The following is a 24,204-nucleotide window of genomic DNA, read 5'->3' on the forward strand; positions in this document are numbered from 1 at the left end:
CTCTCACTTGTCGCCGTTGGTGAACATGGCCCCGTCGCTCGCGACCGGGGAGAGGCGACGACCCGTGAGGCCGGACCGCGCGGCCCTGTCGTCGTCCTGCTCATCAGTGCGGCCGGAGCGCGCCGACCGGTCCAGCACCAGGGCCGTCGCCGCGTCGGCCAGGTGCACCACGTCGGCGATCTCGCCGGGGAGCAGTGCGCCGCAGTGGTCGCGGTGGATCTCCAGGATGCCGAGTGACCGCGCCGCCAGCGTCAACGGGAACGCGAACACCGCCGCCACCCCGATCTCGACGGCGGCGGGGGCGAAGCGGGGCCAGCGTTCCGTGCTGCGGGGGGCCGCGAGGTCCGGCACCAGCACCGGCCAGGTCTGCCGCAGCGACATGAAGGCTGGTCCCTCCGCGAGCACGGTCTGCAGTTCCCCGACCTCCTCGCCGCAGAAACCGGCGGTCGTGAACGGGTGGACGGCGCCCTGTGCGCCCCGCAGGTAGATCGCGGTGCCGACCGCGTCCGTCCTGATGCCGCAGGCGATGCAGATCTGGCGGACGGCGGCCTGCCGGTTCTGGTCCACGTCGACGTCCGCCTCCGCGCCGGGCACGTGGCGCTGCTGTTCGGAGCCCATGTCGCTACCCGAACTCGGGTGCCGACCGCAGCGACCGGTTGCGGCGCGGCTCTGTGCGGGTCTCGGCTTCGTCCACCTGGCGGACCAGCTCGTCGCGGTGCGACCGCAGGCGAGAACCGAGTGCCGCCAGGCGCTCCACGACCCAGTCGCGTTCGGCCGCGTGGAAACCGATGGAGAGGTGCAGGCGCTCAGCGATCATCGACGCGTCCGCCGGAGGCGCGTTCACACGTCACCACACACGGTGCTCAAATGACATCTCCTCATGAAGTCAGAGCGACCGCGGGGTCTGGGCGGAGTTTTCACAGAGTAACCCCTGCGTCGTCGATCTCATACTTTTCAAGTCATTCGCGCAGTGGGCGCCGGGGGCGTGCTGGGGTGCGCCACCAGCCGGAATGCCGGTGGTCGGGCTCGGCCGAGTGTGTGAACCGCTTTGTCGGGAAATCTCCTCTCCGGAATTGCAGATCATTTCGTGACAGGCTGATGTGCGCACTGCGAAAAGAGGCACTACGCCGGAGGACCGGGTGCTCCGGCCGTTCTGAGCGCGGCCACGTCGATCACACCGGTGATGACTCCGTCCGCCACTTCGCGGAGGCGCAGGTTGTTGTCCCGGGAGTACCGGCGCAGAGCGTCGAACGCCCGGTCCATGTCGATCTGCAGCCGCTCGGCGAGCACGCCCTTCGCCTGTTCGATGAGCACCCTGCTCTGCAGGGCGTTCTGCAGCTGACCGGCGAGCAGCTCGCGATGACTGATCACCCTGGCTTGCAGCAGGCCGATGGTGGCGACGTCGGCCATGGCCTGCGCGACTCGGAGCGTCGGTTCCGCCAGCGCTGCTTCGTCGACGGTGAACAGGTTCAGCGCACCGACCGTCTGGTCGCGCAACCGCATCGGCAACGCGTGCACGGCGCCGAAGCCGGCCTCCTTCGCCACCGCGGAGAACTCGCGCCAGCGGTGCGGCGGGCCGGTGGAGCTCGCGAGCGTCACCGGCGCGCTGGTGAGGTAGCACTCCACGCACGGGCCCCGCCGGTGCTGGAGCTCGAAGAGCTCGACCAGCCGGGCGCGGTCGCTGGAAGCGCCCACCACCTGCAGCTCACCGTCGTGGTCGGCGAGCAGGATGCCTGCCGCGTCCACCCCCAGCGCGGTGACGCAGCGGTGGCTGAGCCGGTGCATGAACTCGGCGGGGTCGAAGTCGGCCGCCAGGGTGTCGGCCAGCTCGACGAAGGTCTCCGCCAGGTTCTCCGCGGACATGGGACCACCTCTGTCGGTCTTTCGCCGGAGGAGGAGTCGTCACGTGAGATCAGACCGCCCTCCCGGACTCGGTCGCGGGCGCCGGGTGACGACGTCGCGGCGGACCTCGACGCCCGGATGGTCCTGAGCGAACGCGTGTCCGCGCAGCCGCACCAGTGCTTCCCCCCGTCTGGACGGCCAGCATCCCGGTGGACCTCGGCGGGGCGCGGTGGCATCCCGCCGTCCGGAGGGACCGCCGAGCCGCTGCGCCGACGAGTCGGCTCGTCCATCCGCGGTGGTGGCGGACGACGGCCGGCGGATGAGCGAGTCGCACGCCTCGCCGGACGGGAGCGCCGAGTCGTCGGCCTGCCGCTCACGGCTCACCGGCTCGCGACGAACATCCCACGCGGAACCGGTCACGAAAGGGGCCGAGGCGGCCGTAGCACCGCGCGGAGGGCTTCCAGCGCCTGGTGCTGCAGCAGCCGCACCGCCGCCGGAGTGGACCGGAGCACCCTGGCGGTCTGCTCGGCGGACAGGCCGTGCACGACGCGCAGCTTCAGCACCTCGCGCTGTTCGTCGGTGAGTGCCGCCAGACGCCAGGGGCCGGGGCGCGGCGAACCGCTCATGACGCGGGAGGCGTGCCGGTGGCGGCATCGACGCGCTCGGCGAGATCCCGCGCCGCGGCGTGGTCGTGGTGGCGTGCCTGGCACGCGAGTGGGCGGAAGCGGTCGCGCACGCGGGCCGAGCGGACGGTTCCCGCCGTCGCCAGCGCCCGCAGCCCGGCGTCCACGCCGGCCTGGACGTTCCCTTCGACGAGATGACTGGTGGACAGCAGGATCAGGCTGAACGTCCGGCTGCGGACCATGCCCTCGTCGTACCCGTCGACCGCCTCGGTGAGCAGCGGAACCGCGGTCCGCGCGTGCTGCCGCCCCACCGTGCCGGACAGGTCCGCGTACACGGCTCCGGCGATCCCGGACAGGTCCGCCTCGGTGAAGAAAGCTGCCCAGCCGGCCACGTCGGTGCGGTTCGCGGCGGTGAACTCCTCCCGGCCGCGGTCGAGCAACGTGCGGGCATCGTGCTCGGCGCCTCTCTTGGCACACGCCCAGGCCGCGTTCACGGAGAGGATGCTGGCCGCGAGGCCGTCGCCCGACCGGGAGGCCGCGATCCTGCCGAGGCCGAAGTAGCGCGACGCCTCGTCGAGCTGCCCGTGGTGCAGGAACACGCGCCCGAGCCGGTAGCACACGTTGGCCGTCAACCCGTCCGCACGAGCGAGTCCGGCCAGCGCCAGGGCGTGGCAGAAGTGGTTGTGCGCGTTGCTCACCAGGCCCGCGTCGAAGCACACCCAGCCCGCGAGGTTCCGCAGATCCGCCAGGGCGACGTGCAGTCGTCGCCGCACGCGTTCCGGCATCGGCGCGGTGAGCAGCGGGATGCTGTCGCGGATCCGTTGCCGGACGTCGTCGAGACAGGTCTCACCGCCGCTGCGGTAGTCCAGCTCGCGCAGGGCGCGGGTGGCTTCCTCCAACCGCGTGACATCGGACGGCCCGAGCATGGCAGTACCCCAAACCATGAGGTGGTGGGTGGTACCGCCGGGGGCCGGGGCGGCTGGTTCAACATGCACATTAGTACCGCACACCGGTGCGGGCCGCCGCTGTTTGGCTGCATACGACCTTCCGGGCGTGCCGGGGCTCAGCGCCGGGCGGCTTGCTCGAGGAGCTTCTTGGCGACGTCGCGGAGCTTGACGTTCCCGTTCTGGGACTGCTGGACGAGCATGGAGAAGGCCTCGTCGGCGGAGCAGGCGTGCACCGCCATGAGCACCCCCTTGGCCTGGTCGATGACCGCTCGCGAGGCCAGCGCGGTCTCGAGGTTCTCGATGTGCTCGCGCGATCTCTGGCGCTGGTGGGCGTGGGTGATCGCGGCGCTGGCGGCGGTGGTGAACAGCCGCATCACGCTTTCGTCGAACGGGTCGAAGGCCGCCGCGTTGCGGCTGTAGATGTTGAGCGATCCCACGTGCACGGCGTCGTTGTGGTCCGACGCCGGCAGCGCGATGGGCACGGACAGGTAGGCGCGCACGCCGTGCTGGCCCGCGGCCGCCTCGAACTCCGGCCAGGTGTCGGCGTTCTCGCCGACGACGGCGCGGACGGCCTGGTGGGTGCGTGCGGCCTCCAGGCAGGGGCCGCGGTCGGCGTCGTACTGCCTCTCGTCGACCTCGACGAGAGCGCTGTCGCTGGCAGCGGCGGTTCTCGGCTGCTTGTCGTCGACCGTGATGGTGACGGCGTCGGCGTCCTGGATCGCCTTGGTCGCGGTGTCGGCGAGCCGCTGGAGGATGTCGTCGAGGGGTTCCTCGACGGAGAACCCGTCTCTCAGCATCGCCAGCGCCGCGGCGGCCTCGTCCAGGCGCTCCACCGGGTCCTGCCGGTCCGTTCCGGCGATGTCCGCGTTTTCATGCCCGAGCGCGGTCGTCAGGTCGTCCATGCCGCATCGCCTTTCACCGGGAACGAAGTGACGGCGCTGGTGCTCAACGCTCGCAGCGAATGGTACGGCGCGGAGGCCCCGACGACCGCGCCGCTCCGCGCGGAACCGCCACGACGGCCTCGGGCACTCGGCGCCGGCCAGGAGCCGGACCCGTTCAGTCCACATGTGACGGTCGGGTGGCGGCAGGCGCGGTCCTGCCGACGGCGGTGCAGACCCGCACCAGCTCCGAGGCGATGTGGTCCCAGGAATACCGCGCACGCGTCCTGTCCCGGCCGGCGGCACCGAGCCGTTGCCGTCGTGCGTCGTTCGGGAGCAGCGTCCGCAACGCCTCCGCGATCGCTCCGGGATCCCTCGGCGGCACCCGCAGACCGGTCCCGTCCAGCACCGTGTCGACGTGGGTCGTTCCGGATTGCCGCCCACGGTGTTCTCCTCATGACGAGGTCACGACCGCGAGGTCCGGGCGGCTGCTGAGTCTGCCGGCAAGACCAGGCCATCCGCGCGAGGACCGTCCGGCACACGATGTCGCCACCGGATCAGCGACTGTGCGGGCGAACCCTTCTCGCGGGTCATTGCCTCACGCGTCGCCGGAACCGTGCTTCGTCCCGAGGAGTTGCTGAGGGCGAAGCTCGCCGACGACGAGCTCACGCGCGACTTCGGCCAGGCGGCGACCGCCGTTCCGCGCGTAGGTGCGCAACACCTGGAACGCCTGCTCCATCTCCAGGCTTCCCGCGAGCGCGAGCACACCCTTGGCCTGCTCGATGACGACCCGGCTGTTCAGCGCCGTCTGCAACTGCTCGGTGACGACCTCGCCGCGCCGGATGGCACGTTCCTGGAGGATCCCGATCGTGGCCGTGTCCGCCAGGGCCCGCACCACCAGCAGGTCCTCCTGGACCAGCGGACCGGTCTCCCGGCGGAACAGGTTCAGCGTGCCGATGGTCTCGCGGCGCAACCTCATCGGCACCGCGTGCACGGAGGCGAAACCCTCCTCCAGAGCGCGCGGCGCGAACCGGGGCCAGCGCTGGGTCTCGGCCGCCAGGTCGGGGACGTGCACCGGCTCGCCGCTGTGGACGCACTCCAGGCACGGACCTTCGCCGGCCTTGAGCTGGAACAGTTCGAGCATCTCCGTCTGGGCGGAGGAGTGGGCCAGCACGCGCAGGCCGCCGCGCTGGTCGGAGAGCATCAACCCGGCCGCCGTCGCGTCCAGCAGCAGCACGCAGTGCTCGACCAGCCGGTGCAGCACGTCCACCACGTCGTAGTCGTCGACCAAGGTGTCCGCCAGTTGGACGAACGCCTGGAGCAGCCGGGACTCCCGCTCCGTTCTCGAGGAAGCCCTACCGTTCATCAACAGCTCCTGTCTGCTTCGTCCGGCGGTGGTGCTGCCTGGAACAGGTCACCACAAACCCATCGCTCGTGGTCATCTGTCGAGCTCCAACGGGGAGATCTCGCGCGTCACGATGCCCTTCGCGACCTCGTCCACCGGCTTGTTCACGACGAACGCGTACCCCCGCAGCCGGGCGAGGGCCTCCTCCGCGGAGATGTCGAAGGCCGCGACGAGCATGCCGGTGGCCTGGTGCACCTGCTCGCGTCCCGGCGACATCAGACCCCTCAACCCGTCGGCGTCGTCGACCTCGCCCAGCAGGAGTCCGAGGAGCACCGCGGACACGACGTCCACGACCTCCAGCGCGACGGCCAGTTCGTCACCCGTCAACCAGCCAGGCCGGTGGCGGTAGAGGTCGACCGCGCCGATGTCGATCGCACCTGCCTGCAGCGGGAACGCGAAGATCGCGCCGATGGGCAGCCGGCTGATCGCCGCCGCGAACATCGGCCACTCCAGGGCCGAGGCCTGCGGCAGATCGGGAACCAGCACGGGTCTGCGGGTGGCGAACGCCTCGAAGCAAGGACCCTCGCCCAGGCTGAACTGGACGGTCTCGATCTCCGCCGCGGTCTCGTCGCTGGCGTAGAGCATTTCCCGCTCCCGTGGACCGCTCATCACCGAAACGGAGGCACCGTCCACGGGAAGCACGTCCACGCACGCGCGAATCACGCGTGCCAACGTGTCGAGTTTGCTGTCACTGCCACGAAACGCGGCCATCACCGTCGCGCGTGCGTGGCTCAACGTTCGCCGGGTTCTATCAGGGTCATTCATCGGTGGTCGCACCACCGGATAACGAGAGATCACCTGCGGTTGACACCGGTTTCCTCCACCACGTCGACTGATTCCAGTCGTCCTGGACGTCGCGAGGTCTGGGCTCACGCCTTGCGTGACCGCATCAGGATCAACGTGACTACGGTACTCCGTCCTCGGTCACGCCGCAGGTCGGCCTCGCCTGAACGGTTTCCGGCGCTCCCGTTGGCCGGGTTCCGCGACTGCCGTCCGCGAAAAGCTTTCGTCACAACAGTTTCAGCTCACGTGGCCGGTGGGGCGCCGATCCGGCCAGGGAGAGGCGCCTGCTGCCGCCTGGTCGCCGGGAGGACCGCGCACTACGATCGATCGCCTCCGACAATGAGGGGGCGGCCTTGCCGTCGGACCACCTGCCCGAGCGGAACGTGCTGACCGGTGACGAGAAGTACCACCACGATCGGTCCGTACGTGCGGTTCATCGCCTCCATGCTCCGGTTCGTGGTCCCGGTGGCCCGCGCGGCCTACGCCACGACGTTGTCCAAGGACGAGCTCGACCTGGCCAAGGCGGACATCGAACTGACCGAGACGCTCGCGGACAGGCTGCCGCAGAGCCAGGGCGAGTCCACCACCTCCCTGCCGCAGGGCATGACGAGGGCAGAAGGCGTGGGCCTGCGCTCACTGCTCCTGGCCCTGGATCCGGTGAGCGCGTTCGGGGACCTGCGGCGGGCGTACACGCCGTCCGGTGACGTGAGGATGGACGACCGGGCCTGTGTGATCGTGTCGCTCTGGGGAACTTCTCGACTACGTCGACGAGATCAGGACAGCCCGCCGGCGGAACAGAGCCGGGTCATGAGACCCGCGCTGCCGGACATCGTGAAGCCGGTTGGGTGGTGCCGGGCGCTGTGAGCTCCGCCAGCGAGGGATGGTGCCGGTACCCCGAATCCTGTCGTGGCGCGGTCGACGGCGACGGCATCGCCGTGCGCGGGGAAGAAGTCCGCGACGCCGTCTCGTCGCGGTTGCGGCAGGCCGGGCTGGTGACGTGACCCGTCACGCCTCGACGACGTCGTTCCACCACCTCTTCGGGGGTAATGTCAGACCCTCCCTCATCCGCCCAGCGCGCCTACGCTGGGCTTATGGCCCAGATCGACCACCGCGCCGAGGTGCGCGAGTTCCTCCGCTCACGGCGGGCGCGCATCACGCCCGAGCAGGCAGGGCTGCCCGCGTTCGGCGGGAACCGGCGGGTCGAGGGGTTGCGCCGGGAAGAGGTCGCGCTGCTCGCCGGGGTGTCCATCGACTACTACGTGCGCATGGAACGCGGGAACCTCTCCGGCGCGTCGGACAGCGTGCTGGACGCCCTCGCCCGCGCGCTGCGGCTCGACGAGGCCGAGCGGGAGCACCTCTTCACGCTGGCCAGGACTGCCGAGCCGGGGGAGCGGCGCCGGCGCACCCCGCCCGTGGCGGTGCGGCCCGTCGTGCAGCAGGTGCTCGACGCGATCACGGACGCGCCGGCCTGGGTGCGCAACGGCCGGCACGACATCGTGGCGTTGAACCGCCTCGGCCGGGCGCTCTACGCGCCGGTGCTGGCCGATCCGCGCCGACCGGCGAACACGACCCGGTTCGTCTACCTCGACCCGGCCGCGCGGGAGTTCTTCGTGGACTGGGACCGGGTGGCCAACGACGCCGCCGCGATGTTGCGGCTGGAGGCCGGGCGCAACCCGCACGACCGCAAGCTCATCGAACTGGTGGGGGAGCTGTCCACGCGCAGCGAGGTGTTCCGCAAGCGGTGGGCGTCGCACGACGTGCAGTACCACCGGAGCGGGCAGAAGCGGCTGCGTCACCCGGTCGTGGGACAGCTCGACCTGAACTTCGAGTCGATGGAGCTGCCGTCCGAGCCCGGCCTGACCCTCAACGTCTACACCGCCGCGTCCGGCACGCCGGCCGCGGACGGGCTCAGGATGCTGGCCAGCTGGGCCGCCACCCAGGACCTCGGCCGCTCGCGGGCCTGAGGCCGGCAGCTGCGGCGCGCTGACACTCCAGAAAGGACACACCTGTGGAACAGCGACAGCTGGGACGCACCGGCGTCTCGGTCAGCACCCTGTGCCTGGGCACCATGATGTTCGGCGACTGGGGCACCAAGGACCACGACGAGAGCATCAAGACGATCCACCGCGCGCTGGACGCCGGCATCACCTTCGTCGACACCGCCGACGTCTACTCCCAGGGCGAGTGCGAGGTCATCGTCGGCAAGGCGCTGAAGGGCCGTCGTGACGACGTCGTGCTCGCCACGAAGTTCTTCATGCCCATGGACGACGACCCGAACCACCGCGGCGCGTCCCGCCGCTGGGTCACGACCGCGGTCGAGAACTCGTTGCGGCGCCTGGACGTCGACCACATCGACCTCTACCAGATGCACCGCTGGGACCCGTCGGTCGATCTGGACGAGACGCTGGGTGCGCTCACCGACCTCGTCCGCGCGGGCAAGGTCCGCTACATCGGGCACTCCACGTTCCCCGCGTCCACCATCGTCGAAGCCCAGCACATCGCCCGCGCTCGCGGCCGCGAGCGGTTCGTCACCGAGCAGCCCACCTACTCGATCCTCACCCGCGGCATCGAGAACGAGGTGCTGCCGGTCTGTCAGCGTTACGGCATGGGCGTGCTGTCCTACAGCCCGCTGGCCGGCGGCTGGCTCACCGGCCGCTACCGCGAGGACGACCAGACCGGACCGATGTCGCAGGCCCGCAGGCGCCTGGCCAACCGGTTCGACCTGGCACTGCCCGAGAACCAGCGCAAGCTCGAGGCCGCCGACCGGTTGGCGCGGCTCGCCGAGGAGGCGGGGCTCAGCCTGATCCAGATGGCGATCGCGTTCGTCCTGCGTCACCCCGCCATCACCAGCGCGATCATCGGCCCGCGCACCCCGGACCACCTCGAGTCGCAGCTCGCCGCGGCCGAGGTGGTGCTGACCGACGACGTCCTGGACCGCATCGACCAGATCGTGGCGCCCGGCCTCACCCTCAACCCCGCGGACAACGGCTGGGTCAGCCCGTCTCTCGCTCCTGCTGCCCGCCGCCGTTGAGAGCGCGCTGTCCGGAACGGGTCAATCAGTGAAGACAACGTTGACAGCGGCGGGGTTGTGCTGAAAGTTCCGATGTATGCGCTGCAGCAGAGTGGTGATGATCGCGGCCGCGGTGATGATCGCGGCCCCGCTGGTCGCGTCCGCGGAACCGGCGCCGCCGTTGGTGGCCGATCCGAGCGCGTACGTAGATCCTTTCATCGGCACCGGGATGGCGAACGCGGCGGCGGGGGAGATCAACAACTTCCCCGGCCCCTCGGTGCCGTTCGGCATGGTGCAGTTCTCGCCGGACACGCAGGGCTCGTACGCCGGTTACCAGTACCACAACGAAAAGATCCGAGGTTTCAGCCTCACACACGCCAGCGTGGGGTGCAGCGCCTTCGGTGACGTGCCGATCCTGCCGATCACCGGCGACCTGGGGGACAAGCCCTGGGACCGCGTCGAGCGCTACCAGCACAGCACCGAGCAGGCCGAGCCCGGCTACTACGCCGTGACGCTCGAGGACTCGCGGGTCCGGGCCGAGCTGACCGCCACCACGCGCACCGGCTTGGCCACCTTCACCCTGCCCGCAGACGGCCACGTCCTGGTCAAGGGCGGAGCGAGTCTGTCCGGCAACACCGCGGCCGAGGTGACCGTCGAGAACGACACGACCATCACAGGCTCGGCCGCCACCGGCGGGTTCTGCGGCAAGGCCAACAAGTACACCATCTACTACGCCATCACCTTCGACCGGCCGTTCACCGCACGGGGCACCTGGGACGGCAACGCGATCAGCCCGGGCAGCGGCACCGTGCGGGCGCCGCGTGCCGGCGCCTACCTGAGCTTCCCCGCGGGTCAGGTCAAGGCGAAGGTGGCGCTGTCGTACGTCGGCGTGGACGGCGCGAAGCGGAACATGGCCCAGGAGGTCCCGGACTGGGACGCGGACGGGGTTCGCACGGCCACCAGGGCGAAGTGGCGCACCGAGCTGAGCAGGATCCGGGTCGCCGGCACGAACGCGGACGAGCTGAAGACCTTCTACACCGCGCTCTACCACTCGCTCATGCACCCCAACACGTTCAACGACGTGGACGGCCGCTACATCGGCTTCGACGACCAGATCCACACCCTTCCGGCGGGACGCACCCAGTACGCCAACTTCTCCGACTGGGACACCTATCGCAGCCTGGCCCCGCTGCACGGGATGCTGTGGCCGCGCGAGGCCGGCGACATGGCCCAGTCGCTCGTCAACGACGCCGTGCAGGGCGGCTGGTGGCCGCGCTGGCCGCTCGCCAACGACTACACCGCACAGATGACCGGCGACAGCTCGGTCCCGTTGATCGCCAACCTGCACGCTTACGGCGCCAAGGACTTCGACCTCACAACGGCGCTCCGGTACCTCGTCAAGGGCGCGACCACGGTCGACACCACACCGGGCGCCTACCAGGAGCGTCCTGGCATCAGCGAGTACGTCCAGCGCGGTTACCTGCCCAACACCGACGCCGCCCGCGGCGACCACAACCGGGTCGGCGCCTCGATCACCCTGGAGTGGTCGGTCGACGACTTCGCCATCGCCCAGCTCGCCCTCGCCGCCGGCGACCGCGCGACCGCCGCGGAGTTCACCCGGCGCGGCCAGAACTGGCAGAACCTGTTCAACCCGGCCACCGCCCACGTCCAGCCGCGCGACGGCGACGGCCGGTTCCCCGACGGCCCGGCGTTCACCCCGCCGTCAGGAGGGTTCGGGCAGGACGGGTTCGACGAGGGCAACTCGGTGCAGTACAGCTGGATGGTCCCGCACAACCCGGCGGGCCTCATCACCGCGATGGGCGGCGAGGACGCGGCCGCGGCACGCCTGGACACCTTCACCACCGAGCTCAACGCCGGCCCGCTGAAGCCGTACATGTGGGCGGGCAACGAACCCGCGTTCGGCATCCCGTGGCTCTACAACCACACCGGACGGCCCTGGCGCACGCAGCAGGTGGTCCGGCAGATCATGACCACCCTGTTCAACGCCACCCCGGACGGCGAGCCGGGCAACGACGACCTCGGCGCCCAGTCCTCCTGGTACGTCTGGGCCGCGCTGGGTCTCTACCCCGCCACGCCGGGCACCTCGGACCTGGCCGTGCACAGCCCGCTGTTCCCGCGCATCGTGCTCGACCTGCCCGGCCGCGACCTGACCATCAACGCGCCCAAGGCCTCCGCCACCGCGATGTACGTGCACGACCTCGACCTCGACGGCCGCGACCACGAGCGCACCAGCCTGCCCCGCGACATCATCACCACCGGCGGCGAGCTCGACTTCGACCTGTGCACCACACCGGACCAGAAGTGGGCCACCGACGCCGACGAGGCCCCACCGTCCTATCGCGACGGTGAGCACGACTTCCTGGCCAGTGCCGACAACATGATCACCGTTCAGCCCGGCGGCACCGCCGAGCTCACCGTGTCCGCGCGCAGGCTCGCGGGCAGGGACCGGACATTGAGCGTCACCAGCACGCCACCCGCCGGGATCACCGTCACCGGCCCGCAGCGGTTCCGCCTGGACGACGGCCAGGCGCGGTTCCAGGTGAGCGCGACCGCACCCGAGGGCTACTACGACATCCCGCTGACCATCAAGGGCGACCACCGCACGGTCACCACCACCGTGACGGTGCTGGTGGCCCAGGAAGGAAGCCTCGTCACCCGCTACGACAACACCGGGATCACCGACGACAACGACAAGTCACGGGCGAACCTCGACGGCGCCGGCAACAGCTACTCCCGCCAGGCGCTCGCCGAGGCGGGCCTGACCGGCGGCGAGCAGTCCGAGGTCGCGGGCACGACGTTCACCTGGCCCGCACCACCGGCAGGCCGCCCGGACAACGTCGCCGCGGAGGGCCAGACCGTCACCCTGGCCGGACAGCCCACGCGCCTGGTGTTCGTCGGCGCGGCCGGCAACGGCGACCACAGGGGCACCGCCACCGTCACCTTCACCGACGGCAGCACCGCCCCGGCCGACATGTCGTTCGGCGACTGGGTGCTTCCCGGTGGCAGCCCTGAAGAGCCGGTCTTCGGCAACACCGTCGTCGCGCACCCCCGCTACCGCAACGTGGCCTCGGGCGGCACCGGACCGGCGTTCATCTTCGCCACCGCGCCGTTCGACGCCCCCGAGGGCAAGACCATCGCGAGCGTGACTCTCGCGACGGACAAGCAGATCCACCTGTTCGCGATCGGCACGAACTGAGGAGGGTCCTGGTGCGCACTGCCTCGGCGGTGCGCACCAGGACCTCGTCCGTCGGCTGGTGGCGTGGCCCGGCAACGTTCCCGGTCGCGCCACCAGATCCGGTCGCCCACCTGGTCGACGGACCCGGACGCGTCGAGCGGCTTGTTCTTCGTGCCGAGGTACTCGTAGGTGTTCTGGTCGAACACCATCACCACCGGTTCGGCCCTCGGCCCCGAGCCCTCCGGTGCCGGCCGGCTGATCCCGATCCCGGGACGGCCCGCCGAGACGTCCCTCACCACGGTCGGCCCCGGCACGCGGGTCACCGCCTCGAACAACGCGGCCCGCTGCGGCCCCGGCAGGTACGAGTCGCTGACCATGCCCAGCACGTCCTTGCCGTACGAGTCGACCGGCCGGGATCACCAGCGCTTCCTCGGCCTCGAGACAGCTGAGCTGCTCCCACGCGACCAGCAGCGGCACGTCCCTGTCCTCGGCGGACAACGCCCCCAGCGCGCCGGTCGGCATCGACCGCATGGCCCGCGCGGTGACGTCCGAGGACACCCGGTCGGCGTGGTCGTCCACGTGGGACCCGGCCGGGGCCCCGGTAGCGGCGCACCTCCTCCCGCCGGTGCCGGCCGACCAGGTTCGTGGCGATGCCGTACAGCCACGGCCGTGCGTCGGGGCGGGAGGAGTCGTAGCGCTGTCGTTCGAGAACGCCCCGATCGAGTTCATGGCCGGATCACTCCGCGATGTACGGCGGCGCCTCGCCCCAGCCCCACTTCGGCACGGGCGCGCCGTGGAACGGTGTGGCGTCCGGTGCGGAGTTCCGCACCGCCAGCCGCGTGCCCCACTCCAGGTAGGACACGAACGCCGCGCGGAACTCGGGATCGCTCGGCAGCCCCACCTCGTCCGCCGCGTCCACGATCAGGGTCAGCCAGCGGCGGCGCTGTTCCTCGGTGATGCCCCGGCCGAGGTGCTTGGCCAGCATGAACTCGTAGCCGCCCCGCCCGGCGGTGTAGGCGGCGGGCCCGCCGAACACCTCGCCCAGCCACAGCGCGACGTGGCGGGCGTGACCGGCCTCCATGCCGGCGAACACCGGCGCGAGCACCGCGTCGTCGGCGACGCGCCGGTAGAACGCCTCGGTCAGCCGCGACAGGGCCGCCTCGCCACCGGCCCACGTGTACAGCGAAGGTGTTGACTGGTCGTTGATCACGACGCCCACTCCAGCAGCAAGCGAAAAGCCCGGCAAGTACGCACCTTTTGGTGAGGAGAGCCCGTGTACCAGTGTCCTGTCGAGCTCGCTCTCGACGTCATCGGCGGCAAGTGGCGCGCCGTGATCCTCGCCCACCTCAAGGAACGCCCGCACCACTACGGCGAGCTGCGCCGCAAGGTGGCCGGCATCAGCGAGAAGATGTTCGTGCAGCGGCTCCGCGAGCTGCAGGACGCGGGGCTGGTGTCCCGGGCCGAGGTGCCGCCCCGCGTCGAGTACTCGCTGACGGAGGAGGGCCGGAGCTTGGAGCCCGCACTCCAGGCGCTCTACGACTGGGGCGTTTCCCGAGCCGCGCGCACCGGTGTGGTCATTGCACAGCCATGAGTTGCGCGCCTGCGATGTGCAGGTCACCCGAGAGCTAAATCTTTTAGCTCGGTCCGCCGACATTCGATCAACGCGACGAGTTTGGTGAGCACAAAATCAACCCGCTATAGCGGGTCCAAGCCCATCGAAAAGGTTTCGAAACCTATCGGCAACCTTGGGTAGTCGGCTGGGCACTGCTAGTGTCGATAAAGGTTCGGCCACGGTCGATCCGGGGTCCGTGAATTCCGGACCGGCCGGTCGTGACCGCACCGCCGGTCAACTCGGCGAGTTGGCCGGAATCGATGGCGGCCGTCATCGCGATCACCGAGAATTCACACCGGTCGATTCGTGCTGTCCGCTGCCGTGTCAACCTCAATGACGAGGAGTTCCGCATATGGCTGAAGCCAGTTCGCGACCGTCGAGCCGCAAGCGCGGCCGTGTCGCACTGCTCGTCGGCGGCGCCTGCACCGCGTTGGTCATGGCGCTGACACCGGTCGTCGCCAGCGCCGATGTCGGTATCGCCGCCACGTGCTCGAGCCAGACCGGCAACAACGGCGGTTACTACTATTCGTTCTGGACCGATGGTGGCGGCAGGGTCTGCATGGACTTCGGGTCCGGTGGCAACTACAGCACCTCGTGGAGCAATGTCGGCAACTTCGTCGGCGGCAAGGGCTGGAGCAACGGTTCACGGCGGACGGTGAACTATTCCGGAAGCTTCAACCCGTCGGGCAATGCGTATCTGACTCTGTACGGCTGGACGTCGAACCCGCTCGTCGAGTACTACATCGTCGACAACTGGGGGAGCTGGCGGCCCACCGGTACCTACAAGGGCAGCGTCACCACCGATGGCGGCACGTACGACATCTATCAGACCATGCGTTACAACGCGCCTTCCGTGGAAGGCACCAAGACCGTCCCGCAGTTCTGGAGCGTCCGGCAGCAGAAGAAGACGGGTGGATCCATCACCACCGGAAACCACTTCGACGCGTGGAGCCGTGCCGACATGCGGCTGGGCAGTTTCAACTACTACATGATCCTCGCGACCGAGGGCTACCAGAGCAGTGGCAACTCCAACATCACGGTGAGGTGAGCCTTCCGCCGGGTGAGTGTTCTCGCGGGCTGCGCCACGCCGACGCGTGGCGCAGCCCGTTGCGAGCTACCGGTGGTCGATGACCACGTCCTCTTCGGAGATGATCTGCCTGAACGCCGACAGGTCGATGAAGTTCCCGTGGTCCGGGTCGATCTTCTTCAGGAAGTTGTCGCTGGAGAACAGGGCTTCGAGGTCGGCCATGCCGTCGAACCAGACCTCCACCACCGAGTCGTACTCCGGTTCGGGGTACTGGGGCGCTGGAACGGGGTACGACACGACGAACCGGCGGATGTACAGGCCGGTCTCCGGGATCGACATGAGCAGTGGACGGTGGACGTTCTGCTGGTAGTGCTTGAACTCGTCGTGGGTCATGCCTTCACGACGCTTCAAGGTGATGATCATCTTGATCACGGTTGTACTCGATCCTTCTGCCGGCAGGAGTTCGTGCGCGGAAGTGCGGTGGAGCCCCACTGTGCGAGTCCGGCGAGCAGCGGCCCAGAGTGTCGTGGTGCTGGTGCTCGGACCACCAGCGTGAGCTCGCCCGGCCGTGAGATGCTCGTTGCCGTGGCAGACGTGCGTTCTCGTGAACTCGGTGCGTACCTGCGTGCACGGCGCGACCGGCTCTCGCCCGCGGACGTGGGACTGCCAGGAGGCGGCGGCCGCCGGGTGAAGGGACTGCGCCGCGAGGAGGTCGCGGTTCTCGCGAACGTCGGGTCGAGCTGGTACACGTGGCTCGAGCAAGGACGTGACGTGCGGCCGAGCGTGGAGGTGCTGGCCGCGATCGCGGACGCGTTGCGGCTTTCGAGCGGCGAGCGCCGGCACCTGTTCCTCCTCGGCGGACACCCGGACGCGGAACAACCGTCGAACTTCGAAGGGGTGGCCGGCCGGCTGCAGGTGCTGCTGGACAGCCTCTCCCCGCACCCGGCGGTGGTGATCACCCCCTGGTTCGAGCCCTTGGCCTACAACGCGTCGTTCCGGTTCATGATCGACGACCTGGAGGCGCTGCCGGAGGCCGACCGCAACTGCGCCTACCTGCACTTCACCCACCCCGACTGGATCGCGGGGCACTCCGGCCACGAACAGGAGTACGCGGCCCTCGTGGCCAAACTGCGCGCCTACCACGGCGAGTCGGTCGCGGATCCGGCGTGGGCGCCGTTGCTCGGCCGGCTCCGCGAGGAGTCACCGCTGTTCGCGCGCCTGTGGGAGCAGGCGGACGTGTCCACCGAACCGGGATGGGTGAAGCGCATCCGGTCACTGCACGTCGGCAACCTGACCGTGCACGCCATCACGATGTTGATCGAGGAAAACCCCCGCACCCGTGTCGTCGTGTACCAGCCGGTGGACCGCACGACCCAGGAACGGTTGGAAGAGCTCGCCCACCGCATCGCCCGCGGCGCCGTCGACGGCCCGGCGACCGTGCGGCGGCTGCGTCCGGCAACCTGACGGGGCTGCGGACGAAGCCGTCGCGATCAGGTCAGCCGCACGACCAGTTTGCCGGTCCACTCGCCGCCTGCGATCAGCTCCGCGCCCGCCTCCAGGCCTTCGACGCGGTCGACGCGCGTGCGCAGCCTGCCCTCCGCGACCCATCGGGCGAGCAGGGTGAGATCGCGGTCGAGGCGGATGTCCTCGAACAGCAGCATGAACGTGCGGATCTCCCGTTGAGGCAGGTCCCAGGCGCCCAGCAGGGCATCGGGCGGCAGAACGGCGTCCTGCCGGGCCGCACGGCCGACGGTCATGAGCACGCCGCCGTCGCGGAGTAATGCGAACGCCTCGGTGAGCACGTCGCCACCGACGTTGTCGACGACCCCGTCGACGGCGCCGGTCACCGCGGAGGGACGGGTGACGACCTCGGTCGCGCCCAGTTCGCGCAACCACGGCTCACGAGCCGGATCCCGGGTGACGGCCACGACTTCGGCCCCGCCCATGGCGGCGAGCTGGACGGCGTGGGCGCCGACCGCACCGGTCGCGCCGGTCACGAGCACCCGCCGGCCGAGGATGGGCCCCACCGCCCGCAGCGCGCGCAGGGCCGAGCCGGCGGCGACCGGCAGGGTCGCCGCGCCGACCAGGTCCACACCGTCCGGGACGACGCCGAGCCACCGGGTCGGGACCGCGCGCACCTCGGCCCAGCCGCCGGCGGCCGCGCAGGTGATGACGTGCGTTCCCCGCGCCGGTCCACTGCCGTCGGCCGCTTCCCGCTCCACGACACCGGACGCCTCCCAGCCCGCCACCGTGCCGTCGGGTGCGGTCGAGACCTGGTGCAGGTCACCGGGGTTGACCGAGAAGGCGTGCACGCGGACCAGGGCCTCGTCCGGCGCCGGAACCGGTTCGGCGACGTCGGCCACGCGAATCCGGCCCGCGGCGCGCTGGTCGGTGATCAGAGCTCGCATGAACCCCAGATTGGCACGGTGTGCCACTTGGCGCAAGGTGTCAGTTTTAGCTCGTCGGGATAGGCTTCCGGCATGGAAGTCATGGGTCTGCGCGAACGCAGAAGGATCCAGACACGCGAGGCCATCATCGGCGCCACCCTGGACCTGTGCGCCCAGCGCGGCTTCGGCGCCACGACGGTGGACGCCATAGCCGAACGTGCCGACGTGTCCCGTCGCACGTTCTTCCGCTTCTTCCCCACGAAGGAAAACGTCCTCATCGCCCTCGAGAGCGACTTCTTCGACGCCGCCGTGGACGTGCTGAGCGGTTCCGGGAGAACCGGCCTCGTCATCGAGCTGGTGGGCGAGGCGCTCGTCGAAGCGACCACGCGGTTCGACGACGAGTGGTGCGCCCGGTTCGTCGAGGCCGCCCGCGTGATCGACGAGATCCCGGCGGTGGAGGCGGTCGGGCTGGAGCTCTGCGCCAGGACAGCCGGCCGGTTGCGCGAAGTCCTCCGCCCGCGGGAGGACCGGACACCGGACCACGTCGTCGAGCTCGCCCTGGAATCGGCGGTGTCGGGCTGGCGCCTGGCTCGCCGCCGGTGGCTGCGCCACGACAACCCCGGCTTCGCGGAACTGCGCGAGCTGGTGCGGGAGCACGTCGACGCCCTGGCGGCCGCCGCGGCGCTGGTCGCGACCGCGACGGAGTCGCGACCAGCACCGTGATGTCGTGTCCTGCGCCTTGCTCTACAGGGTGATCGCGCTGTGGCCGCCGACCACGGGCACGGGCACGGTGTCCGAGCCGTAGTTGTCGCCGAGCAGGATGAGCGCTATGCGTTGTCCTGCGGGGACAGTGCGATCGAGCGCGCTCATCTCCCAGGTGATCGTCACCGTCTCACCGGGAACGAGGGGGTCCGGCAGGTAGAGGGAGTTCCGGTTCTTCAGGTCGATGATCCCCTGCGACATGACCTTGATGCCCTTCACCCCGTCCCTGTAGGTGACGAGGTAGGCCGAGAGCGGGGTGAGCGCGAAGATCCGGTACGGCGGTCCTGGCGCGGGCTGGGTCTTGAGCAGCGGGCCCGACCTGGCGTCGGGGACGAGGTGGAAGTCCTGTGACGCGGACGGTTCGGTGGTGAGCGGAGCCGTCGCGCATGGCACCGGCGTGCAGCCGCACCGGTTCGGCGTCCGGGCGCGGCCAGGCCGGTGTGATCTCGGGGTCCGGGCCGGTCCCGCTCTGCGTGTCCACGGCGGGTTCGCGGTCGATGCCGTTGTCGAGCCCGACCAGCCAGCGGTCCGTCCACCGGCGCAGGGTCCGCTTCCACTCGTCGTACCGCCAGTACTCGGGCCTCGCGCCGTGGTCTCCCTTGAGGAGCCACAGCTTGCGGGGCACGCCCTTGGTGCCGAGTGCGTTCCAGAGACCGGAGAAGACGGGCTGGGTCTCGTTGTCGACGATGGACGGAGCGGGCGGATCAGCCGCACCGGCCGCGGACTGGCCGGACAGCACCAGCGCCAGGACACCGGTCAGCGAGATCGCCTTGGCCTGCCACGCGTGTGTTCGAAGCCCTCTGGATTGCCGCATAGTGTGGAAACGCGCGTTCGCTCCCGGAGGTTGACGAAGGTGCTGTTGTCCGGGGACCGGACGGGTGCGCGTTCAGCTGAGAAGACGAAAGAGAACCGGATGAGCAGGGACAACAACCCCGAGACGATCGCTGAGCTGGACCGCCTCGACGAGGCGGTCAGGGCGGCGCCCGAGGGAGACACGGCGGCGCAGATCGCGCTGTGGCGGCAGGCGACCGCGCTGGAGCACTGGTTCTTCATCGCGCGGGGCTCGGCCGACCGGCCCCGTCCCTACGCCGTGGCCGCCGAGCAGGGACCGATGATCTGCCTCTACAGCAGCGCCGCGCGGGCGGAGGAAGCCGCCCGTGCCCTCGGACTGGCCGATTCGGACAGTGGCGAGGCGCCGGCGTTCGGCGTGCCGATGCCGGCCGCGATCGACTACGTCGCCTCGTTCGGCCAGGTCGGCGTCTTCGGTGTGACGCTGGACCACCCGCGCCTCGGCCATTACATCCCGCTGGCGAACCTGGGTCTGCTCAAGGGCTGGATCGAGGGGACAACGCGGTGAACGGCCCCGTCCGCGGTCAGGCGACGTGACGGCGGCTCACCGGCCGCAGCCCGACCCGGCGGCGCCCGGTACCGGGTTGCTCGGCCAGCCGCGGGCTGCCGGACGTGTCCTCGGCGTCGGCGGAGTCGTTGTCCCGCAACGACGTGCGGCCACCGGGGCCTCGGTCGCGGAAGTGCGTCAGCGCCAGCAAGGCGAGTGCCGCGAGCAGCAGTGAGTGGGACAGCACGCGACCCGCGGTGGCGGTGCCGTTGACCAGGTCGCTGGCGGAGTAGGGGATCAGCACGGCGACGAACGCGGCGGTCACGGGCAGCATGCCCGCGGTCGCGGCGGGACGCAGGGCGGTCCAGAGCAGGCCGAGGCCCAGCGCGAGGTTCCAGGCGGTGCTCTCGTTGAACAGGTGGCTGCTGTCGAGACCGGCCGCGTGGCCGCCGTGCGAGGACGAGCCGGTGCCCAGCACCTGGGCCAGGCCGAGCGTCAGCTGGGCGACCGCGACACCGCCCAGCACAGTCCTGGGCAGCCAGCCCCGCGGCATCACCCGAGTGGTCGGAGGCGCCGCTTCGAGGATCGCTGCGGTGAGGTCGGGCACGGGGGTGGCCGGCCGCACGCGCAGGGTGCGGTTCAGCGACGTGGCGGTCTCCTGCCACTCCTGGCAAAACGCGCACGTCTCCAGGTGGGCGTCCACCTCACCGGCGGGCACGCCCTCGTCCTCCCCGTCGAGTCGCGCGGACAGGGCTTCGCGGCAGCTGCTGCAGTCCACCTACACATTGTCGGTCATCCGGCCCATTTGGTTCCCGGCGATCTCCGAACGGCTCTGGCGGATCCCCACCGGTCGGTCCGAACGGCCGGTCAGTCTCCAAAGATCCGCCCGTTACGCTTCGACCTCGTGAACGGTGCCGATGACGAGGTGACCCGCTGGGCGTTGCAGGCCCGCGGAGGTGACCGGGACGCCTTGGAACGGTTCGTGCGGGCGACCCAGCGCGACGTGTGGCGTTTCGTCGCTCACCTCGCGGACGTCGGCGTGGCGGACGACCTCGCCCAGGAGACGTTCCTGCGCGCGTTGCCGAGCCTGCGGTACTTCGAGGCGCGGTCCTCGGCGACGACGTGGCTCCTCTCGATCGCCCGGCGCGTCGTGATCGACCAGGTGCGGATGGCGCGGTCACGGCCTCGGGTGTCCGCGGACGTCGACTGGGTGCAGGCGGCGGACCGCGGGCGGAGCGCCTCGTCGGACTTCACCGACGTCGTCGCGCTCAACCTGCTGCTCGACGGGCTGGCCGCCGAACGACGGGAGGCCCTGGTGCTCACCCAGGTGCTCGGGCTGGGCTACGCGGAGGCCGCCGAGGTCGCCGACTGCCCGATCGGGACGATCCGCTCGCGGGTGGCGCGGGCACGGGAGGACCTGGTCAGGGCCGCGGGGAGCGACGCCAGCGAAACCGGCTGAGATTCGCCGGGAAACCGCTTCCACCCGGTCCTCGAAGGCCGGATGCGGAGGCGGGGGAGTTCCGGGTGAACCGCGACGCCGCGTGATCCGTAGACCCCGGATGTGAGGGTGCTGCGCGGCGACGACGCCGAGATCACCGGCCACGCGCTTCGTGCGGGCAGGGGTGACCGTGCCGCCACGGAGGCGTTCGTCCGCGCCACGCAGGCCGACGTGTGGCGTTTCGTCGCCCACCTGGCGGCCGACGTGCGCCTCGCGGACGACCTCACCCAGGAGACCTATTTGCGGGCGTTGCCGGCGCTGGTGCGGTTCGAGGGCAGGTCTCCGGCCCGCACGTGGCTGCTGTCGGTGGCGCGCCGGGTGGTGGCGGACCACATCCGGTCCCTGCGCTCCCGGCCCCGGCCGCACGACGGCACCGACGTCGAGGGGCAGGTCGAGCCGGGCTTCGCCGAGGACGTCGTGCTCCACGAGCTCGTGTCCGGGCTCGACCCCGACCGGCGCACGGCGTTCGTGCTGACGCAGCTGCTGGGGCTGTCCTATGCCGACGCCGCCGAGGTCTGCGGCTGCCCGGTCGGGACCATCCGGTCGCGGGTCGCCAGGGCGCGCGAGGACCTGGTCACCGCGATCGAGGACGACCACTCGGGCCGCCGCATCTCCTGACCTGCGGGCTACACGTCGTTCGACAGCGCTGCCACCAGGACGGCGCGGGTAGCCGCGCAGTGCGACGAGCGAACCGATCCACACCGCGGCCGCCGGGATGTGCCAGACCATCGCGTTGGTGGCGACGTCGTGCCACGCGCCGTTGGCGACGTGACCGGCGATGACCGGCGCCAGCACGCCGGCCAGGGCGGGACCGAGCCACAGCACCGAGGTCGTCCACGTCAAGGTCGCCCGTGCTCCCACCGCCACGACCGCGGCGGCCACCGCCGAGCAGAGCCACGCCTTCGGTTCCTCCGTGGCCGCCACGAGCCCGCCCAGGTGCTCGAGAGCGACCCCGGCGGGCTGTCCGGACGCGTCCGCGGCGGACAGGACGACGGCGGTTGTCGCCGCACAAAACCACACCGTCGCCGCTGTCGCGCGCCGCATACGCGTGCGCGGTCAACCGGGACCGCTTCGCCGGCGCCGGAACGATGAACACGGCGAACGCCAGAGACCCGACGGTGACGGTGGCAGCGGCGTTCGCCAGCGTGCGCACGAAGCCGAACGCCAACGACGTGGGTCTGCCGGGATCGCTGTCTCCCAAAGCGGTGTACACGTCACCCGCGCCCCAGACCACGACGATCGCGACGCACAACACCGATCCGACCGACGCGACCGCGACGGTCCTGTCCACCCTCATGTGAAGGCGGTCGGGCAGAACCCCTTTCCAGTTCCCCGAAACCGGGGACATCAGCGAATGTGTGACTCCGATCTCCGCGCACGAACCAGACCGATGACGCCGTCGAGGACCAGGAACGCCACAAGACTGATGCCGAGCAACGGGATGGCGATGCCGATCGCGATCATCACGAGCGGTGCCGGGATGACGAACCACAGCGGCAGCTGCTGCCACCCGCCACGCTTGGGCGCGGTGCCAAAGGGTGCGCTGCGGTCGGAACGAGTGGGCCGGCGCTGCCACCACATGCGGTAACCGAAGAAGATGAGCGTCAGGATCGCCGCTGCCAGCAACAAAAGCGCGATCTGGTTGGCCAGCCCGAACAGCAGGCCCATGTGCGCCAGAATGCCCACAGAGGACAGTTGCGCGAGGAACGGGCGGTCGGAGAAGTCAGCGCGCGCGGTGACGTTACCGGTGCTGGGGTCGACGGCCGCCTTGTCCTGGCGGATCGGCCAGGTCTGGTCGGTCTGCGCGACGGACCAGGCGGCTCCCGGTGCGGCGGCGGGGGAGAGCTCGACCGGTCCGTCCAGGCCCGCGCCACGTCCGGCGGCGAGCACGCGGTCGAAGGTGGCGGGATCCACCGGAGCCGCGCTGCCCGCGGTGCCGGTGTGTTCCGAGTGCTCGCTCGGCGCGGTACCGGTGGGCGCCGCGCCGGGCAGAGCGGTGTCGAGCGCGGGTGCCTTGGCATTGAGGGCCGTCAGCACCGCCGTGAAGTTCTCACCGGCGTAGTTCGACCAGGTCAGGCCGGTGGCTGAGAGGAACAGTGCGCCGACCAGCGCCCACACGCCGATGCTCGCGTGCCAGGAGCGGCTTTTGCGAACACCCTTGGCGCCCTTCTCCGGCACCAGCAGGGCCCGCACACGGCGACGAGCGGTGCGGCGACGGGCGATCCAGAGCACGAGCCCGACGAGCGAGAGCACCCACAGCCAGCTGGCCGCCAGCTCCGAGTACAGGTTGCCGACCAGGCCGAGGTGGAGGTCGCGGTGCAGCTGGTCGAGCCACGTGACGGCCGGCGTCGCACCCGCCCACGTGGTCAGTTCACCACGCACCTCGGCGGTGTAGGGGTTGACGTAGACGGTTTTGCTGTACTCCTCGGCCAAGCCGGGAGCGGAGAACACGACGCGGGTCGTGGCTTCCGGGTCGTCGAAGACCTGCACCGCGGTCACGGTGCCGTCGGGCAGCGAAGCCTGAGCAGCCGCCACTTGGTCGGAGACGGGCCGGACCGGCCCCGAAGCCTGTTCCACCCACAACTTGTCGCCGTAGAGGACGTCGTCGATCTGCGGGGCGAACGCGTACAGCATGCCGGTGACTGCCGCCACGACCAGGAACGGGCCGACGAGCACCCCGGCGTAGAAGTGCAGCCTGCGCAACAGCGGAACGACGGAGATCGGGCTGGTGCGGGGTGTTTCGACGGCTCTTTCGAGCTCGGCGGGGGGAGCGGACATTCGGCACCTCTGCAGGGGGACGGAGTGCGGACTCACGGCAGTAGTCGGCCGCGAGAAGGCATTAGTTCCTGGGTGTGCCGGGCATCTCAGCATCTGAGCCGGCCGGGCGGTCTACCAGGC

28 protein-coding genes are annotated in these 24,204 nt (G+C 70.4%); 13 read left to right on the forward strand and 15 right to left on the reverse strand.

Annotation, left to right across the window (positions count from 1 at the left end):
- Positions 1 to 3 precede the first annotated feature (3 nt).
- The 9 genes from VM306_RS11990 to VM306_RS12030 all read right to left on the reverse strand — a co-directional run bounded on the left by VM306_RS11990 (position 4) and on the right by VM306_RS12030 (position 6,406).
- Positions 4 to 618, reverse strand: a complete 615-nt coding sequence (locus VM306_RS11990) for a hypothetical protein (RefSeq protein ID WP_325514168.1) — start codon at positions 616 to 618, stop codon at positions 4 to 6.
- A 4-nt stretch (positions 619 to 622) separates the two neighbouring features.
- Positions 623 to 817 carry a hypothetical protein gene (locus VM306_RS11995; RefSeq protein WP_325514170.1) on the reverse strand — a complete coding sequence of 65 codons (195 nt, stop codon included), beginning with the start codon at positions 815 to 817 and terminating at the stop codon, positions 623 to 625.
- A 305-nt stretch (positions 818 to 1,122) separates the two neighbouring features.
- Complete coding sequence (locus VM306_RS12000) at positions 1,123 to 1,863, reverse strand: GAF and ANTAR domain-containing protein (protein ID WP_325514172.1); 741 nt, start codon at positions 1,861 to 1,863, stop codon at positions 1,123 to 1,125.
- A 395-nt stretch (positions 1,864 to 2,258) separates the two neighbouring features.
- Positions 2,259 to 2,468 carry a sigma factor-like helix-turn-helix DNA-binding protein gene (locus VM306_RS12005; RefSeq protein WP_325514174.1) on the reverse strand — a complete coding sequence of 70 codons (210 nt, stop codon included), beginning with the start codon at positions 2,466 to 2,468 and terminating at the stop codon, positions 2,259 to 2,261.
- Positions 2,465 to 3,409 carry a tetratricopeptide repeat protein gene (locus VM306_RS12010; protein ID WP_325514176.1) on the reverse strand — a complete coding sequence of 315 codons (945 nt, stop codon included), beginning with the start codon at positions 3,407 to 3,409 and terminating at the stop codon, positions 2,465 to 2,467. Before VM306_RS12010 ends, VM306_RS12005 begins: the two co-directional genes overlap by 4 nt.
- 119 nt (positions 3,410 to 3,528) lie before the next feature.
- Positions 3,529 to 4,314, reverse strand: a complete 786-nt coding sequence (locus VM306_RS12015; protein ID WP_325514177.1) for a GAF and ANTAR domain-containing protein — start codon at positions 4,312 to 4,314, stop codon at positions 3,529 to 3,531.
- A gap of 154 nt (positions 4,315 to 4,468) precedes the next feature.
- Positions 4,469 to 4,699: a glycosyltransferase gene (locus tag VM306_RS12020; protein ID WP_325514179.1), complete on the reverse strand. Its 231-nt coding sequence runs from the start codon at positions 4,697 to 4,699 to the stop codon at positions 4,469 to 4,471.
- A gap of 189 nt (positions 4,700 to 4,888) precedes the next feature.
- Entirely contained in the window at positions 4,889 to 5,656 is a 768-nt protein-coding gene (locus tag VM306_RS12025; RefSeq protein WP_325514181.1) for a GAF and ANTAR domain-containing protein, read from the reverse strand.
- Between the two features lie 72 nt (positions 5,657 to 5,728).
- Positions 5,729 to 6,406, reverse strand: a complete 678-nt coding sequence (locus VM306_RS12030; protein ID WP_325514183.1) for a GAF and ANTAR domain-containing protein — start codon at positions 6,404 to 6,406, stop codon at positions 5,729 to 5,731.
- Positions 6,407 to 6,871: 465 nt separating this feature from the next.
- Here VM306_RS12030 and VM306_RS12035 point away from each other — a divergent pair, with 465 nt between their 5' ends.
- The 5 genes from VM306_RS12035 (at position 6,872) to VM306_RS12055 (ending at position 12,705) form a co-directional block, all read left to right on the forward strand.
- On the forward strand, positions 6,872 to 7,342 hold the full coding sequence (locus VM306_RS12035) for a hypothetical protein (protein WP_325514185.1): 471 nt from the start codon (positions 6,872 to 6,874) through the stop codon (positions 7,340 to 7,342).
- A complete protein-coding gene (locus VM306_RS12040) occupies positions 7,339 to 7,479 on the forward strand; it encodes a hypothetical protein (protein ID WP_325514187.1) in 141 nt (46 codons plus the stop codon). The genes VM306_RS12035 and VM306_RS12040 overlap by 4 nt, the downstream gene beginning before the upstream one ends.
- A 90-nt stretch (positions 7,480 to 7,569) precedes the next feature.
- Positions 7,570 to 8,442 (forward strand): helix-turn-helix transcriptional regulator, encoded by an 873-nt coding sequence (locus VM306_RS12045; protein ID WP_325514189.1) that lies wholly within the window; start codon positions 7,570 to 7,572, stop codon positions 8,440 to 8,442.
- A gap of 44 nt (positions 8,443 to 8,486) precedes the next feature.
- Positions 8,487 to 9,509 carry an aldo/keto reductase gene (locus tag VM306_RS12050; RefSeq protein ID WP_325514191.1) on the forward strand — a complete coding sequence of 341 codons (1,023 nt, stop codon included), beginning with the start codon at positions 8,487 to 8,489 and terminating at the stop codon, positions 9,507 to 9,509.
- A gap of 76 nt (positions 9,510 to 9,585) precedes the next feature.
- A complete protein-coding gene (locus VM306_RS12055; RefSeq protein ID WP_325514193.1) occupies positions 9,586 to 12,705 on the forward strand; it encodes a GH92 family glycosyl hydrolase in 3,120 nt (1,039 codons plus the stop codon).
- Between the two features lie 715 nt (positions 12,706 to 13,420).
- Here the strand turns inward: VM306_RS12055 and VM306_RS12060 are convergent.
- A complete protein-coding gene (locus VM306_RS12060; protein ID WP_325514196.1) occupies positions 13,421 to 13,894 on the reverse strand; it encodes a group II truncated hemoglobin in 474 nt (157 codons plus the stop codon).
- Between the two features lie 63 nt (positions 13,895 to 13,957).
- Here VM306_RS12060 and VM306_RS12065 point away from each other — a divergent pair, with 63 nt between their 5' ends.
- Both VM306_RS12065 and VM306_RS12070 read left to right on the forward strand, forming a co-directional pair.
- Positions 13,958 to 14,275: a helix-turn-helix domain-containing protein gene (locus tag VM306_RS12065; protein ID WP_325514198.1), complete on the forward strand. Its 318-nt coding sequence runs from the start codon at positions 13,958 to 13,960 to the stop codon at positions 14,273 to 14,275.
- Positions 14,276 to 14,648: 373 nt separating this feature from the next.
- Positions 14,649 to 15,344, forward strand: a complete 696-nt coding sequence (locus VM306_RS12070) for a glycoside hydrolase family 11 protein (RefSeq protein WP_325514200.1) — start codon at positions 14,649 to 14,651, stop codon at positions 15,342 to 15,344.
- 66 nt (positions 15,345 to 15,410) lie between these two features.
- Here VM306_RS12070 and VM306_RS12075 read toward each other — a convergent pair whose 3' ends face one another.
- Entirely contained in the window at positions 15,411 to 15,746 is a 336-nt protein-coding gene (locus VM306_RS12075) for an EthD domain-containing protein (protein WP_325514202.1), read from the reverse strand.
- A gap of 171 nt (positions 15,747 to 15,917) precedes the next feature.
- Between VM306_RS12075 and VM306_RS12080 the strand changes: the two genes are divergently transcribed.
- A complete protein-coding gene (locus VM306_RS12080) occupies positions 15,918 to 16,787 on the forward strand; it encodes a helix-turn-helix transcriptional regulator (protein WP_325514204.1) in 870 nt (289 codons plus the stop codon).
- Positions 16,788 to 16,813: 26 nt separating this feature from the next.
- Here VM306_RS12080 and VM306_RS12085 read toward each other — a convergent pair whose 3' ends face one another.
- Positions 16,814 to 17,731 (reverse strand): zinc-binding dehydrogenase, encoded by a 918-nt coding sequence (locus VM306_RS12085; protein WP_325514206.1) that lies wholly within the window; start codon positions 17,729 to 17,731, stop codon positions 16,814 to 16,816.
- 72 nt (positions 17,732 to 17,803) lie between these two features.
- Between VM306_RS12085 and VM306_RS12090 the strand changes: the two genes are divergently transcribed.
- Positions 17,804 to 18,433 (forward strand): TetR/AcrR family transcriptional regulator, encoded by a 630-nt coding sequence (locus VM306_RS12090; RefSeq protein WP_325514208.1) that lies wholly within the window; start codon positions 17,804 to 17,806, stop codon positions 18,431 to 18,433.
- Positions 18,434 to 18,454: 21 nt separating this feature from the next.
- On the opposite strand, the gene VM306_RS12095 is transcribed toward VM306_RS12090, so the two are convergent.
- A complete protein-coding gene (locus tag VM306_RS12095; protein ID WP_325514210.1) occupies positions 18,455 to 18,865 on the reverse strand; it encodes a CocE/NonD family hydrolase C-terminal non-catalytic domain-containing protein in 411 nt (136 codons plus the stop codon).
- Between the two features lie 520 nt (positions 18,866 to 19,385).
- Between VM306_RS12095 and VM306_RS12100 the strand changes: the two genes are divergently transcribed.
- On the forward strand, positions 19,386 to 19,829 hold the full coding sequence (locus tag VM306_RS12100; protein WP_325514213.1) for a hypothetical protein: 444 nt from the start codon (positions 19,386 to 19,388) through the stop codon (positions 19,827 to 19,829).
- 16 nt (positions 19,830 to 19,845) lie between these two features.
- On the opposite strand, the gene VM306_RS12105 is transcribed toward VM306_RS12100, so the two are convergent.
- Complete coding sequence (locus tag VM306_RS12105; RefSeq protein ID WP_325514215.1) at positions 19,846 to 20,586, reverse strand: zf-HC2 domain-containing protein; 741 nt, start codon at positions 20,584 to 20,586, stop codon at positions 19,846 to 19,848.
- Positions 20,587 to 20,712: 126 nt separating this feature from the next.
- Between VM306_RS12105 and VM306_RS12110 the strand changes: the two genes are divergently transcribed.
- The 3 genes from VM306_RS12110 to VM306_RS12120 all read left to right on the forward strand — a co-directional run bounded on the left by VM306_RS12110 (position 20,713) and on the right by VM306_RS12120 (position 22,607).
- On the forward strand, positions 20,713 to 21,267 hold the full coding sequence (locus VM306_RS12110) for a sigma-70 family RNA polymerase sigma factor (RefSeq protein WP_325514217.1): 555 nt from the start codon (positions 20,713 to 20,715) through the stop codon (positions 21,265 to 21,267).
- Positions 21,268 to 21,369: 102 nt separating this feature from the next.
- Positions 21,370 to 21,924, forward strand: a complete 555-nt coding sequence (locus VM306_RS12115) for a sigma-70 family RNA polymerase sigma factor (RefSeq protein ID WP_325514219.1) — start codon at positions 21,370 to 21,372, stop codon at positions 21,922 to 21,924.
- 380 nt (positions 21,925 to 22,304) lie between these two features.
- A complete protein-coding gene (locus tag VM306_RS12120; protein WP_325514221.1) occupies positions 22,305 to 22,607 on the forward strand; it encodes a hypothetical protein in 303 nt (100 codons plus the stop codon).
- Between the two features lie 46 nt (positions 22,608 to 22,653).
- Here the strand turns inward: VM306_RS12120 and VM306_RS12125 are convergent, their stop codons facing one another.
- Positions 22,654 to 24,084, reverse strand: a complete 1,431-nt coding sequence (locus tag VM306_RS12125; protein WP_325514223.1) for a PepSY domain-containing protein — start codon at positions 24,082 to 24,084, stop codon at positions 22,654 to 22,656.
- Positions 24,085 to 24,204: the final 120 nt, after the last annotated feature.

It is taken from the genome of Lentzea sp. (assembly GCF_035525475.1).
In the GTDB taxonomy this organism is placed as follows: domain Bacteria; phylum Actinomycetota; class Actinomycetes; order Mycobacteriales; family Pseudonocardiaceae; genus Lentzea.

Excerpts from the sequence above, each read along its gene's own strand:
- VM306_RS12005 (WP_325514174.1), bottom strand. The coding sequence starts at position 2,468 with ATGAGCGGTTCGCCGCGCCCCGGCCCCTGGCGTCTGGCGGCACTCACC.
- VM306_RS12025 (WP_325514181.1), bottom strand. The coding sequence starts at position 5,656 with ATGAACGGTAGGGCTTCCTCGAGAACGGAGCGGGAGTCCCGGCTGCTC.
- VM306_RS12015 (WP_325514177.1), bottom strand. The coding sequence starts at position 4,314 with ATGGACGACCTGACGACCGCGCTCGGGCATGAAAACGCGGACATCGCC.
- VM306_RS12090 (WP_325514208.1), top strand. The coding sequence starts at position 17,804 with ATGGAAGTCATGGGTCTGCGCGAACGCAGAAGGATCCAGACACGCGAG.
- VM306_RS11990 (WP_325514168.1), bottom strand. The coding sequence starts at position 618 with ATGGGCTCCGAACAGCAGCGCCACGTGCCCGGCGCGGAGGCGGACGTC.
- VM306_RS12000 (WP_325514172.1), bottom strand. The coding sequence starts at position 1,863 with ATGTCCGCGGAGAACCTGGCGGAGACCTTCGTCGAGCTGGCCGACACC.
- VM306_RS12085 (WP_325514206.1), bottom strand. The coding sequence starts at position 17,731 with ATGCGAGCTCTGATCACCGACCAGCGCGCCGCGGGCCGGATTCGCGTG.
- VM306_RS12075 (WP_325514202.1), bottom strand. The coding sequence starts at position 15,746 with ATGATCATCACCTTGAAGCGTCGTGAAGGCATGACCCACGACGAGTTC.
- VM306_RS12125 (WP_325514223.1), bottom strand. The coding sequence starts at position 24,084 with ATGTCCGCTCCCCCCGCCGAGCTCGAAAGAGCCGTCGAAACACCCCGC.
- VM306_RS12045 (WP_325514189.1), top strand. The coding sequence starts at position 7,570 with ATGGCCCAGATCGACCACCGCGCCGAGGTGCGCGAGTTCCTCCGCTCA.
- VM306_RS11995 (WP_325514170.1), bottom strand. The coding sequence starts at position 817 with ATGATCGCTGAGCGCCTGCACCTCTCCATCGGTTTCCACGCGGCCGAA.
- VM306_RS12070 (WP_325514200.1), top strand. The coding sequence starts at position 14,649 with ATGGCTGAAGCCAGTTCGCGACCGTCGAGCCGCAAGCGCGGCCGTGTC.
- VM306_RS12100 (WP_325514213.1), top strand. The coding sequence starts at position 19,386 with ATGAGCAGGGACAACAACCCCGAGACGATCGCTGAGCTGGACCGCCTC.
- VM306_RS12030 (WP_325514183.1), bottom strand. The coding sequence starts at position 6,406 with ATGGCCGCGTTTCGTGGCAGTGACAGCAAACTCGACACGTTGGCACGC.
- VM306_RS12055 (WP_325514193.1), top strand. The coding sequence starts at position 9,586 with ATGCGCTGCAGCAGAGTGGTGATGATCGCGGCCGCGGTGATGATCGCG.
- VM306_RS12010 (WP_325514176.1), bottom strand. The coding sequence starts at position 3,409 with ATGGTTTGGGGTACTGCCATGCTCGGGCCGTCCGATGTCACGCGGTTG.